Below are 17,071 nucleotides of genomic sequence, written 5' to 3' on the forward strand. Positions count from 1 at the left end.
GGCTTTTTTGTTTGTACGGTTTGTCTCAAATTATTTTTTTATAGTGTGGGTTCTGGCATGTTAAGTATAAATTAGCCTAAAAATAGCCCAACTATGCAATACAATAAATTATTACTAATAAGCGCATGTTTGCTCGCAACACTATTTGTAAGCCCTTTAGTTCAAGCTTCAGAACCCCCAACAATTTTATCAATGAAAGAGCGCGCTGCGTTTATTAATAAAATAACTGAGCTTAGGGTTAACACCTTAATGCCCTCGTTAATGAAGCAGCACAACACTGATATGTGGCTTCTTATAAGCCGCGAATACAATGAAGATCCAATATTAAAAACAATGCTGCCTGCAACATGGCTCTCAGCCAGACGCACTACTATTTTGCTATTTGCGCTTAATAAACAAGGTGAGGTTGATGCTTACGCTATTGCACCTTATAAAATAGGTAATGTATTTAAAAAAGGTTGGGATAAGCAAACACAACCTAGCCAGTGGCAGGCACTCAATACGCTTATTGAGCAATACAAACCTCGTAACATTGCGCTTAATACTTCTACCGACTGGGCACATGCCGATGGCCTTGTGCTAGGCGATTACAAAACCTTAATGGCTAACTTGCCCGCCAATTATCACAATAAAATAATTTCTGCAGAGCCGCTTGCTGTCGCGTGGTTAGAGCAACGCATTCCTGAAGAAGTTGAAATGTATAAACACATTGTGGCTATTGCCCATTATATTATTGCAGAGGGGTTTTCGGGTAAAACAATTACGGTGGGTAAAACAACTAGCGATGACTTGGTATGGTGGTTTAGAGAGCGCGTAAAAGAGCTAAAACTACAAACATGGTTTCACCCAAGCGTTGCTATTCAGCGCGCCGATGCGAAGTCGTTTAATCATGAAGAAAGCTTTACCAATGGCTACGATGATAACGTTATACAAACCGGCGATTTACTTCATGTCGATTTTGGTATTACTTATTTACGCTTAAATACCGACACGCAGCAGCATGCGTATGTGCTCAAAGAAAACGAAACGAGTGCGCCTAGTTACTTAGTTGAAGCACTAAAAAGCGGTAATAAACTACAAGATATATTTACCAATCAATTTGCGGTAGGAAAAACAGGTAATGAAGTGTTAGCTGCAGCACGAAAAGCCGCTATTGCTCAGGGATTAAAGCCCACTATTTATACTCACCCTCTTGGCTACCATGGTCACGCTGCTGGTACTACATTAGGTATGTGGGATTCTCAGCAAGGTGTACCAGGAGATGGTGACTATCCGCTGCATTTAAATACGGCTTACTCAATTGAGCTTAACAATGCGGTGTTTATAAAGCAGTGGAATAAAGAAATAAGAATAATGCTAGAGGAAGATGCTATTTTTGATAAAAGCGGTGTCTGGTATTTAAATGGCCGACAAACACAATTATTGCTTGTAAAATAAAGCAAAAAAATGGCGCTCACTGAGCGCCATTTTTAATTTAATTCGTTGCTATTATTCTGTATCTGGCAGGTTACGGCCATAGAATATTTCTTGCATTTCACGGGTCAGTTTTGAGCGAATTTCGTCTTCTTCGCCCTCTGATAAATCTGCCGTAGAAAGGCCGAATAAATAGGTATTTAAGTCGGTTTCTTTTAACATCATTTTGGTATGGAACAGGTTTTCTTGATACACGTTCACGTCCATCATTTGGTACGCTTCTTTAGTATCTTCTGTCATGAAGTTTTGAATCGAGCTAATAGCATGATCAATGTAGTGCTTAACGCCATTTATGTCGCGGGTAAAACCACGAACGCGGTAGTCAATTGTTACCACGTCTGACTCAAGGCTATGAATTAAGAAGTTTAACGCTTTAAGTGGCGAAATAATGCCACAAGTAGACACTTCAATATCAGCACGGAATGTACAAATACCATCATCAGGGTGAGCTTCTGGGTATGTGTGTACACAAATATGGCTTTTATCTAGGTGCGCAACAACTGAATCAGGTAATGGACCTGGCGCTTCGTCAGCATCGTAATTTTGCTGCTCTTCTACTGGTTCTTCTGAAACCAAAATAGTTACACTAGCGCCTTGTGGTTCATAGTCTTGGCGCGCTACATTTAAAATGTTAGCGCCAATTATATCAACAACTTCACCTAAAATGTCGGTTAGTCTATCTGCACTATACTGCTCATCGATATATTCAATATATTCTTTACGTTGTTGCTCGGTCTTTGCGTAGCAAATATCGTAAATACTAAAGCTTAAACTTTTGGTTAAATTGTTAAAGCCATGAAGTTTAAGTTTATCGAAGGGTTTGTTCATAATAAACCAACCTATAAATTAGTGAACTCTGCACCTGCAGAATGAAAAGTTCGCGGATTTTATACGAATTTTCCTTATGGAAAAAGCGTTATTTTGCTTGATCTTGCACAACTTCGTGGCTATGCGTAATTTCTACTGTTTTATCAAGCATTAATGCAACCGAACAATACTTTTCAGCAGAGAGGGAAACGGCGCGTGCAAGGTGTTTTTCAGACACATTATTACCTTTAACAACAAAGTGTAAGTTGATTTTAGTAAATACGCGTGGGGCTGTTTCGGCACGCTCTGAAGTAAGTTGTACTTGCACGTCTGAAAAATCTTGTTTGGCTTTTTTTAAAATACTGACAACATCGACTGATGAACAACAGCCAACCGACATTAAAACCATTTCCATAGGGCTTGGCGCAGCACTATCGCTACCGCCATCAAACACTACATTGTGGTTAGAATTAGAACGGCCGATAAACGTATCGCCCTCAACCCATTTTACATTTGCTTGCATGTGCTTATCTCAAAAAAATATTTTCTTGATTGTAAGCAACTTAGCCGCAGTTGCAAATGAAAATGAAAATGTACTAGGCGGCTATATAAGCAATTGATTAATACTGTTGCGAGACTGCATTATCGAATAAGTTTTTAACTAAACCAGCAAATTCATCTATAAATGCATGCTGCTCAACCGTGACAGGCTGTGTAGTGATACTACTGAGGACTTCTTCTAAATCGTAAACTATGCCGTCAACTTCGCGTACAATTAAGCTACGCTGCTCTGTATTAAGCTCTGTGTGCTGCTCACAAATAAGCATAACATTTTGCGCAATGACGTCTTCAATTAATTCCATTACTGTTGGGGCACCTGGTTTTATCTCGCCTGGCTTCTCAAACAATGCTAAATTTTGAGTTAGATACATGATCAAATCATCGTACCCTTGCCTATCTAAAACCATTTTTTATACCACCTTAAAATAATTAATTGCCATGATTTAATCAGAAAGCGACGCGAATTACTAGCTTTGCACGATAGCAATACAAAAAAAGCAGCCGAAGCTGCTTTTGTAGTTATTAAGTAGTACTTAATCTATTTTTAAACCTGGACTTAGCGTTGCTGGCATCGCTACTTTTTCAAGCTCAACTGAAGCAACTGGGTATGCACAGTAATCAGCAGCGTAATACGCGCTTGCTCTGTGATTGCCCGACGCGCCAATACCACCAAACGGTGCTGCACTTGATGCGCCAGTAATTGGGCGGTTCCAGTTAACAATGCCGGCACGAATACGACGTAAAAAGTGGTCATAATCTGCTGCACTATCACTTAATAAACCAGCCGATAAACCAAAGGTTGTATCGTTTGCTTTATCAATTGCTTGGTCAAAGTCGTCAAAGCGGAATACTTTTAAAAGTGGTCCAAAATGCTCTTCATCTGGGAAGTCACTAATGTTTGTACACTCAATAATACCTGGTGTTACAAAGCCTGTATTGGCTGTGTGCTCAAGTTCTACTAATACTTGAGCGCCAAGTTCAACAAGCTCGTTTTGCGCTTTAACCATGCCTGCTGCTGCCGCTGATGAGATCATAGAGCCCATAAATGGCTGGTCTGCATCATCGTAGTTACCTACTTTAATAGCTTTAGTTGCAGTGATAAGGCGCTCTAAAATTGCATCGCCTTTGCTACCTTTAGGTAAAAACAATTTACGTGCACAGGTACAACGCTGGCCGCTTGAGATAAACGCTGATTGAATAATATCGTGAACAACCGCTTTAGTGTCTTCAACGTCAGTAATAATAAGTGGGTTATTACCACCCATTTCTAGCGCTAAAATTTTACCCGGTTGACCCGCAAACTGTTCATGTAAAATATGACCAGTACGCGAAGAACCCGTAAAGAACAAGCCATCAATCCCTTTGTGAGCAGCAAGGGCTTTACCCGTTTCTACTTCACCTTGAACTAAGTTAATTACACCAGCTGGTAAGCCTGCTTTTTCCCACAGTTTAAGCGTAAGCTCAGCAACCTTAGGAGTAAGCTCAGACGGTTTAAATACCACTGTGTTACCTGCTAAAAGCGCTGGCACAATGTGGCCATTAGGTAAGTGACCCGGAAAGTTATACGGACCAAATACAGCTACAACCCCATGTGGCTTATGACGAATCATCGCACGGCCAAGTGGCATTGCGTTTTCTACGTCGCCAGTGCGCTCTAAAAATGCTTTTTCAGAAATGGCAATTTTACCAACCATAGCACCCGCTTCTGTGCGAGTTTCCCACAGTGGCTTACCTGTTTCTTGTGCAATAGTAATAGCGAGCTCTTCGCTGTTTTCTTTTAATTGCGCTGCGAATGCTTTAATAATTTCTAAACGCTCAGTAAAGCTTTTATCAGCCCATACATAAAACGCTTCGCGCGCTGCATTTACTGCGGTATTTACTTGCGCCGCAGTTGCTGATGATGCCTGCCAAATAACGTCGTTATTTGCAGGGTTTAGCGAATTAAATTCTGTGCCTTGGCCTTGTGACCATTGACCATTTATAAATTGTGCAGGATGAGTCATATACTTTCTCCTAAATTAAATCGTGGTTGCACTAACAATATCGCCAGCTTGCAAATGCAATGCATCTGCTATTTCTTGCGATAAAATAAGGCTTTTTGCGCGCTCGTCAAATGTCATTGGCGCAACAGTTGCTCTAAAATCTTCAAGCTTTTCGTTCGCTAGTAACACCATGGTGTCGCCAGTCATTTCGCCAATTTCAACGTTAAAGTGATTTGCATTACGAATCGTCGCAATGTTATCTACTTTTGCTTCAACCGTTGGGCCGCCGTCAAAAATATCTACGTAGCCATTAAACGTAAAGCCTTCGCTTTTTAATAACTCGATTGCTGGGCGAGTGTTGTCGTGTACTTTACCTATTACGGCTTGCGCATCTTTACTTAGCAAGTTTACGTAAATTGGGTATTTAGGCATTAATTCAGCAATGAAAACCTTTTGGCCAATACCTGTTAAGTAATCGGCTGTTGGAAAATCCATTGAGAAAAAGTGCTCTTCAAGCCACTGCCAAAAAGGGCTACTGCCGTTTTCGTCAGACACACCGCGCATTTCTGCGATCACTGTTTGTGCAAAACGCTCTTGATGCTGTTTTATAAACATAAAGCGCGCTTTTGAAAGTAGCTTACCGTTACAATTTTTACGATAGCCATCTTTTAAAAACAATGTGCAAAGCTCTGTAGCACCTGTGTAGTCGTTACATAGCGTTAAAATATCAACCGCTTTGTAGACGTTTAATGTACGCGAAGAGTGAATCACTTTACTTAAGTGATAATGATAAAATGCATCATCAAGCCCTACCGCAGCTTCAATTGCAGACGTACCTACAACGTCACCGGTTTCGCTATCTTCAAGAACAAACAGGTAGCCTTCGTCACCAGGTTGTGACGTTTGTTTAGCAAAAGAGCTTACTGAATGGTCAATCTTTTTTTGCAATAGTTCTTCGTTTAATGGCAAAGACGTAAAACCATGCCCTGATTCGTGGGCAATTTTCAGTAATGCTGAATAATCATTTTGCTGGATTGGGCGAAGGATCATCATGAGTCCGCTTGCTCCCTTATAAATAACGGTAAATAGGAATTGCAGGGCAAGCGGTGCTTGCCCTTAATTGGTTGGCTTAAGTCGCTTATGCGTTTACTACGCTTGCTACTGCTTTTTCAAAGCGCGCCATACCTTCGCGAATGTCCGCTTCAGGAATTACTAAAGATGGAGTGAAACGTACTACATCCGCACCAGCAACTAATGACATAAGGCCTTGCTCAGTACCTGCCACTAAAAACTCTTTTGCACGACCTTTGTATTGCTCGTTCACTACTGCACCAATTAATAAACCTTGGCCACGGATTTCGCTAAATACGTTGTATTTTTCGTTAACCGCGCTAAGTAGTTCATTAAATAATGCTGCTTTTTCTTTTACGCCAGCCAGTACTTCTGGGGTATTTACTGTATCAAATGCAGCTTCTGCAACAGCACACGCAAGCGGGTTACCGCCATAAGTAGAACCATGTGTGCCTATTTTAAGGTGCTGTGCAATTTCAGTTGTTGTGATCATAGCGCCAATAGGGAAACCGCCGCCAAGTGCTTTAGCCGAAGTTAAAATATCAGGTACTATGTTTAAGCCTTGGTATGCGTATAAATCGCCAGTACGGCCAACACCTGTTTGAACTTCATCAAAAATAAGCAGTGCGTTATGTTTAGTACATAAATCGCGAACGCCTTGAGCAAACTCATCAGTTGATGAAACAATACCGCCTTCACCTTGTAGAGGTTCCATCATTACGGCACATGTTTTATCGCTGATAAGTGCTTCAAATGCAGCAAGGTCATTGTAATCGCAATGTACAATGTCGCCAGGCTTAGGGCCAAAACCATCTGAATATGCAGCTTGGCCGCCAACAGTTACGGTAAAGAATGTGCGACCGTGGAAACCTTTGTTGAACGCGATGATTTGTGATTTTTCTGCGCCAAACTTATCAAGTGCAAAACGACGCGCTAATTTAAGCGCGGCTTCGTTTGCTTCTGCGCCAGAGTTCGCAAAGTAAACTTTTTCAGCAAATGTCGCATCAACCATTTTTTTAGCTAGGCGAAGTGCCGGCTCATTGGTCATTACGTTAGATAGATGCCAGATTTTTTCGCCTTGCTCTTTTAATGCGCCTACTAATGCAGGGTGGCAATGGCCAAGACAGTTAACGGCAATACCACCAGCAAAGTCGATAAACTCTCGACCTTGTTGATCCCATACGCGAGAGCCTTCGCCTCGAACAGGAATTACGCTTGAAGGTGCGTAGTTAGGAACCATTACGTGATCAAATAATTCGCGATTGACTGTCATTTTATTTCCTCTTAATTGTGAGCAACACAAAACATCAAAATAGGTGTTTGGTTACTATTTGTAACCAACTTTATAGGCAAGATCAGTAACCTGATAATTGCGCAAAATTGCTTTGTGGTTCAATTTTCAGACGCACATTATTTCAGAATTACTTAAATCTGTCTCGTTAAAAACTTTCATGTATCCCTTTAAAATAAAGGGCTAAAGATATTATTTCATAGATAGTGAATAACTATTTGCATAGTCAATTATGCTCATTTTTAGACAACTAACCGCATGAGCACTGAGGCGCACACACTTTAAGTGTTAAATATGCAATATAACAATAGAGTGAGAATGAATGATTAGTCGCTAAAAAATTAACAAAAATTTTAAGTTTTTAGTCAATTTGAATAGCTAGATTGGTAAAATTACTTGTTTCGAGGGTTTTTAGTTCCGTTTTAGTGAACTTAAAGTACGAAAACCATGCTGTTGTTTCATCAGATTCAATAAGCTGGTGTTCTTTTAAATTTAGATATTGAGAGTAACAACGCGCTTTTAACATTACCTCGGTTAAAGGTAACATTGTATCGCCCTTATCGACTCCATTAACCAACTGCTGCATGACCCCTTGAAAGGGCAAATACTTAAATTTCATTTTCTCAATAACTTTAGCGCTGATAGCTAAAGATTGATTATTAAGTAACGTAGTTAAAAAAAGTGGGTCGGGTTTTAATTCTAATAACGCAGTGTGCAAGTCTTTGCGCTGCTCTTGGCGCGCTATTTGTACTTTACGTTGCCATACTTGCTCAAAAGTTTTTAAATATAAACGCACTAATGCGATTCGCCCTACATCTAAAAGCATACCAAGGGTAAATGCATGAATATCGTTTACATTGTTAATTTGCGCTATTTTTTGTGCTGCAATCGCATTAGCCATTGCACTATCACGTAGCCTGCGCTTTAGCAGTGAAAATGGTTCAGTACTGTGTGGCATCCAATGACGTACTGCAAAAGTAGGTATGACTAACTGTAAATTATCAAGGCCAATGTAGCGCAGAGCAAGCGCGGGGCTATCTACTTTTACTGAGGTGTTTTTACTACGCTGTTTTCGATAGTAAGGTAAATTAACGAGTGTGACTAACTCACGCCCAAGCCAGCTTAAATCGTTTACTAGAGGCTCTAGCCGCCCTACAGTTGCAGACTTAACCGCTAAAAGGTCAAGAATAGTTGCAATACCATCTTCAATCCCTAACGTATTTAGGATTACGGCATCCATGTCGCTTAGTTGCTTAAAAATAGCTGTTTCTATTGCTTTGTGAAGTACTTCACTCGCCTGAGCTCGATACTTATGATGCGCAGTACTGCTCTGCTGACGTTTATGTTGTGCTGCGACCTCAACTTGAAGCAACGTACGTTGCTTCATTGGCTCGCCATATTCTATTTCTAATGTATGAATAAAACCAATTTGCTGATGCGCAAAGCTATGACCAAGCAATAAATCATGTGCTCGTTGGTCAAGTATTTTAGCTGTTCGTTGTTGCGCTACAAGTTCAGTCATAACATCCATTCATTAGTAAATATAAAATAAGTATCGGTATTAAAAATTAGAAGCGCATTAAAAAGTTATCAAGCAGTGCTAATCCTTGTTCAGTTAAAATAGCTTCAGGATGAAACTGCACTCCCTCTATCGCTAACTCTTTATGGAGTAACCCCATAATTTCGTCAAATTCACCTAATTCGGTTTGACTCCACGCGGTTACTTCAAGCTCTTTAGGCAGTGTTTGTGCTTTAACGACTAAAGAGTGATAACGACATACCGTTAATGGGTTGGCTAAACCTTTAAATACACCTTTATTGGTATGAACTATGGGCGATGTTTTACCGTGCATAATTTTTTTAGCACGAATGACATCACCACCCAAAGCTTGTGCGATGGTTTGGTGTCCCAAACAAATGCCTAAAATTGGGTATTGCCCTTTTAGCTGCTCAACCACGCTTAACGATATACCAGCTTCGTTAGGTGAGCAAGGACCCGGCGATAACACGATGTGTTTCGGGTTTAACTGTTTTATTTGTGCAATGCTTAGCTCGTCATTACGTTTTACTAAAACGTCTTGATCTAAACGCTGAAAATATTGCACTAAGTTGTAAGTAAACGAATCGTAGTTATCGATCATTAACAGCATTACACAACAGACCTTATAAATTATTGACCACTACTTCATACAAGTGGTACTAAGCGCTGCATTCTACCACTATTAATTAACCAACATAAATTAGCAAAAAGCGTTAAAAACTTGCTCTTTTAACTAAAATAGCAGCTCAAGATAGATTTATTGCCCAGAGTTCAGGTTACTTAAGTTTGATTCCACTCATAGTCGCTTAACTTCTGTGGTTATTCTACTTCCTCGTATCTTGAGCAATAATATCAAGCTCTAAGCTTTTCACGAGTAGTTAATACGACTATTTCAGCTGTATACCCCAGCCATAAATTATTGACCGCTAAAGTACGTGCGTTTATCGATCATTTTATTGCCTGCTTTGGTGAAGTCCCTTATTGGAAAAAACAATAACTGCTAAAAAGTAAAAGCGGTTGTTTGCGCTATATCAAATTAAGTTGGCAATGGTTGATTTATGATTGTTTAAACCCCAGTGTATTATGTGAAGGTAATAATTCACTTAAACAACTCACTTACTTGTGAGCTCATTTATATCCTATTAAGGAGCGAATATGTTAGGCGAAGACCACTCATTAACAAACGACTTTCCAGATCATTTAAATGCCATTGCAACACTCAATACTGACGATTCTGAATTTGCCGAAAAGGCAACACAATACGATAAGTTAGACAAAGAAATAAGAGTATTGGAGCTTAAAGATGCGCCAATTAGCGATGAACAAATGCATCAATTAAAGCATGAACGCTCAGAATTAAAAGATTGGCTATACCAGCGTTTACTTCAAGTCGAACAACACTAAAAAGTAAAAAAGAGTTCGCTGTAAACAGTGAACTCTTTGATCGTCTTCAATCAAAAATCTATATTACTTTACAAAATCACCCACTGGATTCATAAACACAGTAGCAGGGCTTTAAAGTTGTCATAAAGCGCGTCCTCAACAGTCCACGTAATAGGTGTATTCATTATAATTCACCTAATTTAAGCTGTGCTAAAATACTGTCTAACGTATCTACTAGTTGTTGATTTTTAGCATTATCAAGTGCATCAACATGAGGAGGCGCAAAGCGTCCTGTATCGTTATCAAAATACAGGCCTGCGGCATCTTTAAATTCATCACTAAGCGCTGCGCGACAAAAAATATCAGCTCCTAGTTTTAGATCTCCACCGTCTAATCCGTATGCATCTTTAACCATTTTGCTACCCAGTAACGATTTTGGATTTACTGATACAACTAACGGGCCTACCTCTTTTAATTTAAGTCCTAGATAGCGCGACCACATCGTAATAGCTAACTTACTTTGTGCATAAGCGTCACCATCCGAAAGCGCCTTATTACCAATAAGTGCATCAAGGTTAACGCTTGATTGCGCGGCCGATGATACGTTAACTACACGCGCATTTTTATTTAATAGTGGTAACAGTAATTTAGTCAGTAAATAAGGTGCAAATGTATTTACGGCAAAACGCGCATCAAGGCCATCAGGTGTTGTTACGTTCTCAAGCTTGAATACACCAGCGTTATTAATAAGTACGTCAATTTGTTTATGATCTGCGCTTATCTGTTCTGCCAAATAATGTACCTGTGACATTTCGCTTAAATCGGCCACATAGCTTTGAGTACTTGCTTGCGGGTAATGCTCGTTTAACATTGTCTGTACATTATTAAGCTTTTCTATATTACGACCATGCAGTAATACAGTGTGACCTTGGGCTAGTAACATTTTTGCCGCCTCTAAACCAATGCCATCTGTTGCACCGGTGATTAAAATGATTTTTTTCATGTGTATGCCCTCTCAGTGCAACATTAAAGTAGTTAACCTGGACTCTAGATAATAAATATCTTAACCAGGGTTGTGGTTAGTTAAAGCCCAGTTACAGTCTTAAAGTAAATTATGCAGCTATCGTAGCACCCCAATACCGTCGTGATAATTAGCCATGTAATAGAATCAGTTTATAAAATAAATTGATAAAGCGAGGATCTGATGAGCGAATGTTTTTTATTCTTCTATTTGAATTTTGCTCTAATCATTACTATTGTTTTTACACTCCCTTAATAGTAGTATTTATCATATAAATATACTTTTCGAGAAATAACATGAAAGTTTTAGTTACTGGCGGCATGGGTTATATAGGTAGCCACACATGTATTGCATTGCATGAAGCAGGTATTACGCCTGTTATTTATGATAACTTGTCTAATGCAAGTTCGCGGGTACTTGACCAACTCGAAAAGATTACAGGTACTCGGTTTGAGTTTATATTGGGTGACATACAAGACGAGCAACAGTTTAAGCTCGCTCTAAAATACACTAAAGCCGAAGCTGTCTTTCACTTTGCAGCTTTAAAAGCCGTTGGCGAATCTACCGAGCAACCGCTGCGTTATTATCAAAATAACGTGTCGGGCACATTAAGCATGCTACAGAGCATGCAAGAGGCAGGCGTTAACCATATTATATTTAGCTCATCGGCTACTGTGTACGGCGAGCCAGACTACCTCCCTATTGACGAAAAGCATCCTATACGCGCAACTAACCCCTATGGTTGGACTAAAGTCATGGTTGAGCAAGCCATGCAAGACGTATGTAATGCCAACAGTCAATTTATGGGGATTGCGCTTCGTTACTTTAACCCAGTAGGTGCACACCCAAGCGGTTTACTAGGCGAAAGTCCTAATGGTATTCCTAATAACTTAATGCCATTTATTGCCCAAACTGCAGTAGGTAAGCGCGACGTGGTAAATATTTTTGGTGACGACTACGACACCGAAGATGGCACCGGTGTGCGCGACTATATTCACGTTTTAGATTTAGCGAAAGGCCACGTTGCCGCTTTTATGCAGCACAAAACAGACACCGCTTTTCATGCTTATAACTTAGGCACAGGGCAAGGTTATTCTGTGCTTGATATGATTAAAGCATTTAGCGCATCAGCCAATAAAGATATTCCTTATCAAATTACGCCGCGCCGAGCAGGTGATATTGCCTGTAACTACGCCGATGCCACAAAAGCGCAAAACACACTTAACTGGCACGCAGAACTAACACTTACCGACATGACAAACGACACATGGCGCTGGCAAACTAATTACCCAAGTGGGTTGGAGAGTTAATATGGCTTTATTAGAAAGTACTCACAGACGTAAAAATCCGCTAACGGGTCGTTGGGTATTAGTGTCACCACATCGTAATAATCGCCCATGGTTAGGCGCAACAGAAGCTGTTAACGAAAACGTATTACCAAAACACGATGAAAACTGCCCACTTTGTCCTGGCAACACCCGTGCAAATGGCGACAGTAACCCAGATTACAAATACACCCATGTATTTAGAAATGACTTTGGCGCACTCACACCTAATGCCAGCGAGCAATTACAAGGCTTAGAGTCAGACAGCGATTTATTTATTGCCGACGAAGCCAGTGGCGAATGCCGCGTAATTTGTTTTTCTCCAGAGCACAATAAAACACTACCAGAGCTTAGCCAAAATGCATTGCACGAAGTAGTAAAAACTTGGAAACAAAATTACACAGAGCTTGCACAGCAGTACGAATGCGTACAAGTTTTTGAGAATAAAGGCGAGATCATGGGTTGTTCGCAACCTCATCCTCACGGTCAAGTATGGGCGCATTCGCATTTATCAACGGAAATTGAAGCCGAAGATAACCAGCAGCTTACCTATTATAAAAAGCATGCCACAGCCTTGCTTGCCGATTACGCGCAAAAAGAGCAAGCAGATCAAACTCGTGTAGTATTTGAAAACGAGCACTGGCTTGTGGTTGTGCCATTTTGGGCTGCATGGCCGTTTGAAACAATGCTAGTAACTAAAGATAACATTCAAAACTTTAGCCAGCTAAACGATGCACAAACCGACTCTTTAGCTCAGGCTCTTAAAGTATTAACCACTAAATACGACAACGTATTTAATTGCAGCTTCCCCTACTCAATGGGTTGGCACAATGCACCGGCCAATAGAGGCTCTGATGAGCAGCACTGGCGCTTGCATGCACATTTTTATCCGCCGCTACTTCGCTCTGCTACCGTTAAAAAACACATGGTAGGCTACGAAATGCTAGGCGAAAGCCAACGCGATTTAAGCGCAGAAACCGCCGCTTCTATTTTAAAAGCAGCCAGTACCACACATTATAAAGATACAGTAGGACACATAGATGAAGCTTAACGAATTCCAACAACAATTTTTGTCACTGTATGGCGCGCCTGCACAAGGTATTGCTGCCGCCCCTGGGCGTGTAAATCTAATTGGTGAATTTACTGATTACAACGATGGCTTTGTTTTACCGTGTTCGTTAGCATTTCGTACCCAAGTTATGTTTAAACAGCGCGACGATAATATTATCACTGTGCGCTCTTTAAATTACCCAGGCGAAAAAGACAGCTTTAGTGTTGATAAAGAAATCACTGAAGGCCAGTCGCAATGGGGTAACTACATTCGTGCTGTTACTTATGTTCTTAAAAGAGCGGGCTACACACTGCGTGGCGCCGACCTACTAATTGACAGCAACTTACCGCAAGGCAGTGGCTTGTCGTCATCGGCTGCACTCGAAGTTGCTGTTGGCGGTATGTTTAACCATATTGCACAGCTTGGTTTACCACCAGAGAAAATTGCGTTATTTGGCCAAGAAGCCGAAAACGACTTTATGCATTGCCAATGCGGTATTATGGATCAGCTTATTTCGGCTAAAGGCGAGAATGGTCACGCACTTTTAATTGACTGCGAAAACTTAGCGACTACGGCGGTAAAAGTACCAGATGATTTAAACATTGTTATTGTTAATTCAAACTACCCGCGTAAATTAGTTGATAGCGAATACAACCAGCGCCGTATTGACTGCGAACAAGCTGCTGTAAAAATGGGTGTAGAAACACTTCGCCAAGCCACCATGGCTGGCCTGCAAGCAGTAAAAGCGACATTAAGTGAAAACGAATATAAACGTACACACCACGTAATTAGCGAAAACGACCGCGTAATTGCAGCAACTACTGCACTGCAAAATAACGATATGGATGCACTTCGCACGCTAATGGCAGCATCGCACCAATCACTTAAACACGATTTTGAAGTAACCGTACCGGCAACCGATGGCCTAGTAGAAATTTGTAAAGAAGCGATGGGCGAGCGCGGCGCAGTACGTATGACAGGGGGTGGTTTTGGTGGCGCAATTGTATGTTTGTGTCGTGATGCTGAAGTACCACTAATTAAAGCAGCGGTAGAAAAGCATTACTTTGAACGCTTTAGCTTAAATGCTGATATTTACGTATGTTCAGCGGGTTCAGGATTACAAATTACGTCTTTTTAAATAAACTTAAGGAATAAGCATGGCAAAGGTTAATTGGGGTATTATTGGGTGTGGCAATATAGCTCACACCTTTGCTAAAAGCATTGCACATTGTAGTGATGCACAGCTTATTGGCGCTGCATCAATGAGTATGCAGCGCGCTAAAGAATTTGCCACACCGTACAATATTCAAGGCTATGAAAGCTATCAAGCTCTTATGCAATGCCCAAATATAGATGCTATTTATATTGCCAATACGCACGATCAACACTTTAAAACGATAGCCCAATGCTTAAAACACAATAAGCACGTGCTTAGCGAAAAACCAATTACCGTTAATGCTAAGCAGTTGCAAAGCCTCACTGAGCTTGCAAAACAACAAAACTGCTTTTTAATGGAAGGCGTTTGGATGCGATTTTTACCAGCCATAGTAAAATTACAACAGCTCCTAAGTGAAGGTGTTATTGGTAATGTGCACAGTGTTAATGCCAACTTTAGTTTACCTGGAAGCTTTGCCGACACTCACCGATTAATGAACCCTGTAACAGCGGGTGGCGCCCTGCTCGATTTAGGTATTTACCCTATTTCGATTGCTGATGTGGTATTTAATAAAGCCCCTGAACACATCAAATCCTTTGTACATAAAAGCACAACCGGCGTTGATGAGCGAAGCACGGTTATAGTTGATTACGGTAACGGGCAATTAGCATCTCTTGCCAGCGCACTGCAGCAAAATGGCCCAACAGAAGCATGTATTAATGGTGAGCTTGGCTATATTCGAATACCTCAGTTTGTAGGTGCACAAACGCTAGAGCTACACATAAACGACCAAGACCCTCAGTACTTTGAATACAACTTTAGCGACAATGAAAACTTTAAGTTTGAAATTGCACATGTCACGCAGTGTATATTACAAAAACAAACCCAAAGCAGCGTATTACCACTGGGTACTAGCTTGCGAGTTATGAACATAATGGATACCTTGCGAGCACAATGGCAGCTGCAATATAGCAATACCGTCGAGTCGGCTGAACTGACTAATTAAAAAATAAAAATACACAACAAGGACACACAATGACACACACACTCAAGGTGCTTTCAAAAGCTATATTACTTGCTACGTGCAGTTTATCTGCCAGTGTAGCTGTTGCTGAATCTAATAAACCAGAGCAGCTATACCCGCCAATCACTAGCGAAGTACTCCCAGAACTTGCAGCTAAAGGTAGCTACAATGTAGGTGTGCAAACACTTGATTTAATTAACCCTGCGCAATTTGACCCCGCCACACAAGGCCAAAAAGATCGTCCTTTAAAAGTAGAAGTGTGGTATCCAGCTGCAAATACAGCAAAAGCAGCACTTACCAGCTACACAGATGAAACTCGCTCAGGTAAAGAGTTTACTTTGCAAGCCGATGCAATGCGTGATGTCGCCATAAATAGTAAAGAGCACTACCCTGTCATTGTGCTTTCGCACGGTTATACCGGTTACCGTACAATTATGTACTACCTTGGCGAGCACTTAGCGTCACACGGTTACATAGTTGTAGCGATTGATCATACTGATTCAACTAACGCAGATGTTGATTTTAAAAATGCGCCGTTCTCTGGCTTTTTCAGTACGCTTATAAATCGCTCTCGCGATCAGCAGTTTGTTATTAATTACTTCAACGAGCAAAATAACTTTGCAAGTAAGCAAGTAGATAACAAAAGCGCTGGTGTAATTGGTTACTCAATGGGTGGCTATGGCGCGGTAAATACGATAGGTGGTTGTTACGCTTTTAATGAGCAAACTACGGCCATGTTTACGGGTATGAAAGACCCAGCTCAAATTAAACAAGTACAGCAACTACTCAACAGCTGCGCTGGTGGGCAATACCAAAACCCGAAAGTAGACCCACGCATAAAAGCCATGGTTGCCTTTGCACCGTGGGGCGGACAGCACGCTATATTTGATGCCAAAGCAATGGCAAATATTAAAGTACCTTCGCTTTATATAGCCGGTAACTTAGATGATATTTCAGGCTATGAAGGCATTAAAAACCTTTATAACCAAACAGGCAGCGAAGATAAGTACATGCTTACTTACAAAAATGCGCGCCATAATATTGCACCACACCCAGCCCCTGCTATTGCACAAAGCAGCAGTGAGTTAGATATAGGCCATTACTACGAGCCATCGTGGTCTATGCGCACACTAAACGAAATCAATAAACACTTTGTACTTGCTATGATGGATTGCCACGTAAAAGGTATAGCCAGCGAGTGTAAATACTTAGATTTACCACAAAACGGCGACCAAGCTGTTGTTGATGGTAAGCCACTACCACAGTGGCACGGATTTGATAATCGCTTTTCCACTGGTATGGATTGGCAGCAAGCTAAACCACACGTTAAGTAACTGAGCTCTGGATAATAAATCTATCTCAAGCAGCTATTTTCAGCGTTAACTG

The 17,071-nt window shown here is 40.8% G+C and carries 16 protein-coding genes; 7 read left to right on the forward strand and 9 right to left on the reverse strand.

The window, feature by feature from the left end:
- The first annotated feature begins 93 nt into the window (after positions 1-93).
- Entirely contained in the window at positions 94-1,437 is a 1,344-nt protein-coding gene (locus AOR04_RS16225) for a M24 family metallopeptidase (RefSeq protein WP_096793900.1), read from the forward strand.
- A 51-nt stretch (positions 1,438-1,488) separates the two neighbouring features.
- Here the strand turns inward: AOR04_RS16225 and speD are convergent, their stop codons facing one another.
- The 8 genes from speD to AOR04_RS16265 all read right to left on the reverse strand — a co-directional run bounded on the left by speD (position 1,489) and on the right by AOR04_RS16265 (position 9,335).
- Positions 1,489-2,301: an adenosylmethionine decarboxylase gene (gene speD, locus AOR04_RS16230; protein WP_007376266.1), complete on the reverse strand. Its 813-nt coding sequence runs from the start codon at positions 2,299-2,301 to the stop codon at positions 1,489-1,491.
- Positions 2,302-2,389: 88 nt separating this feature from the next.
- Positions 2,390-2,803: an OsmC family protein gene (locus AOR04_RS16235; protein WP_008133415.1), complete on the reverse strand. Its 414-nt coding sequence runs from the start codon at positions 2,801-2,803 to the stop codon at positions 2,390-2,392.
- A gap of 97 nt (positions 2,804-2,900) precedes the next feature.
- The gene (locus AOR04_RS16240) at positions 2,901-3,248 is read right to left on the reverse strand and encodes a DUF3802 family protein (protein ID WP_007376264.1); all 348 of its coding nucleotides are present in this window, start codon (positions 3,246-3,248) and stop codon (positions 2,901-2,903) included.
- 126 nt (positions 3,249-3,374) lie between these two features.
- A complete protein-coding gene (gene astD / locus AOR04_RS16245) occupies positions 3,375-4,844 on the reverse strand; it encodes a succinylglutamate-semialdehyde dehydrogenase (RefSeq protein ID WP_096793901.1) in 1,470 nt (489 codons plus the stop codon).
- A 15-nt stretch (positions 4,845-4,859) separates the two neighbouring features.
- Positions 4,860-5,876: an arginine N-succinyltransferase gene (astA, locus tag AOR04_RS16250; protein WP_008133413.1), complete on the reverse strand. Its 1,017-nt coding sequence runs from the start codon at positions 5,874-5,876 to the stop codon at positions 4,860-4,862.
- An 85-nt stretch (positions 5,877-5,961) separates the two neighbouring features.
- On the reverse strand, positions 5,962-7,167 hold the full coding sequence (locus tag AOR04_RS16255; RefSeq protein ID WP_096793902.1) for an aspartate aminotransferase family protein: 1,206 nt from the start codon (positions 7,165-7,167) through the stop codon (positions 5,962-5,964).
- Between the two features lie 379 nt (positions 7,168-7,546).
- Entirely contained in the window at positions 7,547-8,707 is a 1,161-nt protein-coding gene (locus AOR04_RS16260) for an HDOD domain-containing protein (RefSeq protein WP_007376260.1), read from the reverse strand.
- A 46-nt stretch (positions 8,708-8,753) separates the two neighbouring features.
- On the reverse strand, positions 8,754-9,335 hold the full coding sequence (locus AOR04_RS16265; protein ID WP_007376259.1) for an anthranilate synthase component II: 582 nt from the start codon (positions 9,333-9,335) through the stop codon (positions 8,754-8,756).
- Positions 9,336-9,880: 545 nt separating this feature from the next.
- Between AOR04_RS16265 and AOR04_RS16275 the strand changes: the two genes are divergently transcribed.
- Positions 9,881-10,129 carry a YdcH family protein gene (locus tag AOR04_RS16275; protein ID WP_096793903.1) on the forward strand — a complete coding sequence of 83 codons (249 nt, stop codon included), beginning with the start codon at positions 9,881-9,883 and terminating at the stop codon, positions 10,127-10,129.
- Between the two features lie 163 nt (positions 10,130-10,292).
- Here AOR04_RS16275 and AOR04_RS16280 read toward each other — a convergent pair whose 3' ends face one another.
- Positions 10,293-11,111 (reverse strand): SDR family NAD(P)-dependent oxidoreductase, encoded by an 819-nt coding sequence (locus AOR04_RS16280; protein WP_096793904.1) that lies wholly within the window; start codon positions 11,109-11,111, stop codon positions 10,293-10,295.
- A 314-nt stretch (positions 11,112-11,425) separates the two neighbouring features.
- On the opposite strand from AOR04_RS16280, the gene galE reads away from it, so the two are divergent.
- Genes galE through AOR04_RS16305 form a run of 5 tightly spaced genes read left to right on the forward strand, consistent with a single transcriptional unit; the run spans position 11,426 to position 17,019 of the window.
- Positions 11,426-12,439 (forward strand): UDP-glucose 4-epimerase GalE, encoded by a 1,014-nt coding sequence (gene galE / locus AOR04_RS16285; protein WP_096793905.1) that lies wholly within the window; start codon positions 11,426-11,428, stop codon positions 12,437-12,439.
- A gap of 1 nt (position 12,440) precedes the next feature.
- On the forward strand, positions 12,441-13,505 hold the full coding sequence (locus AOR04_RS16290) for a UDP-glucose--hexose-1-phosphate uridylyltransferase (protein WP_096793906.1): 1,065 nt from the start codon (positions 12,441-12,443) through the stop codon (positions 13,503-13,505).
- Positions 13,495-14,643 carry a galactokinase gene (gene galK / locus AOR04_RS16295; protein WP_096793907.1) on the forward strand — a complete coding sequence of 383 codons (1,149 nt, stop codon included), beginning with the start codon at positions 13,495-13,497 and terminating at the stop codon, positions 14,641-14,643. Before AOR04_RS16290 ends, galK begins: the two co-directional genes overlap by 11 nt.
- Before the next feature lie 19 nt (positions 14,644-14,662).
- Positions 14,663-15,667, forward strand: a complete 1,005-nt coding sequence (locus tag AOR04_RS16300) for a Gfo/Idh/MocA family protein (RefSeq protein WP_096793908.1) — start codon at positions 14,663-14,665, stop codon at positions 15,665-15,667.
- A gap of 29 nt (positions 15,668-15,696) precedes the next feature.
- Positions 15,697-17,019 (forward strand): alpha/beta hydrolase family protein, encoded by a 1,323-nt coding sequence (locus AOR04_RS16305; RefSeq protein WP_096793909.1) that lies wholly within the window; start codon positions 15,697-15,699, stop codon positions 17,017-17,019.
- The last annotated feature ends 52 nt before the right edge of the window (positions 17,020-17,071 follow it).

Origin of the sequence: Pseudoalteromonas sp. 1_2015MBL_MicDiv (assembly GCF_002407505.1) — a bacterium.
GTDB classification, from domain to species: domain Bacteria; phylum Pseudomonadota; class Gammaproteobacteria; order Enterobacterales; family Alteromonadaceae; genus Pseudoalteromonas; species Pseudoalteromonas fuliginea.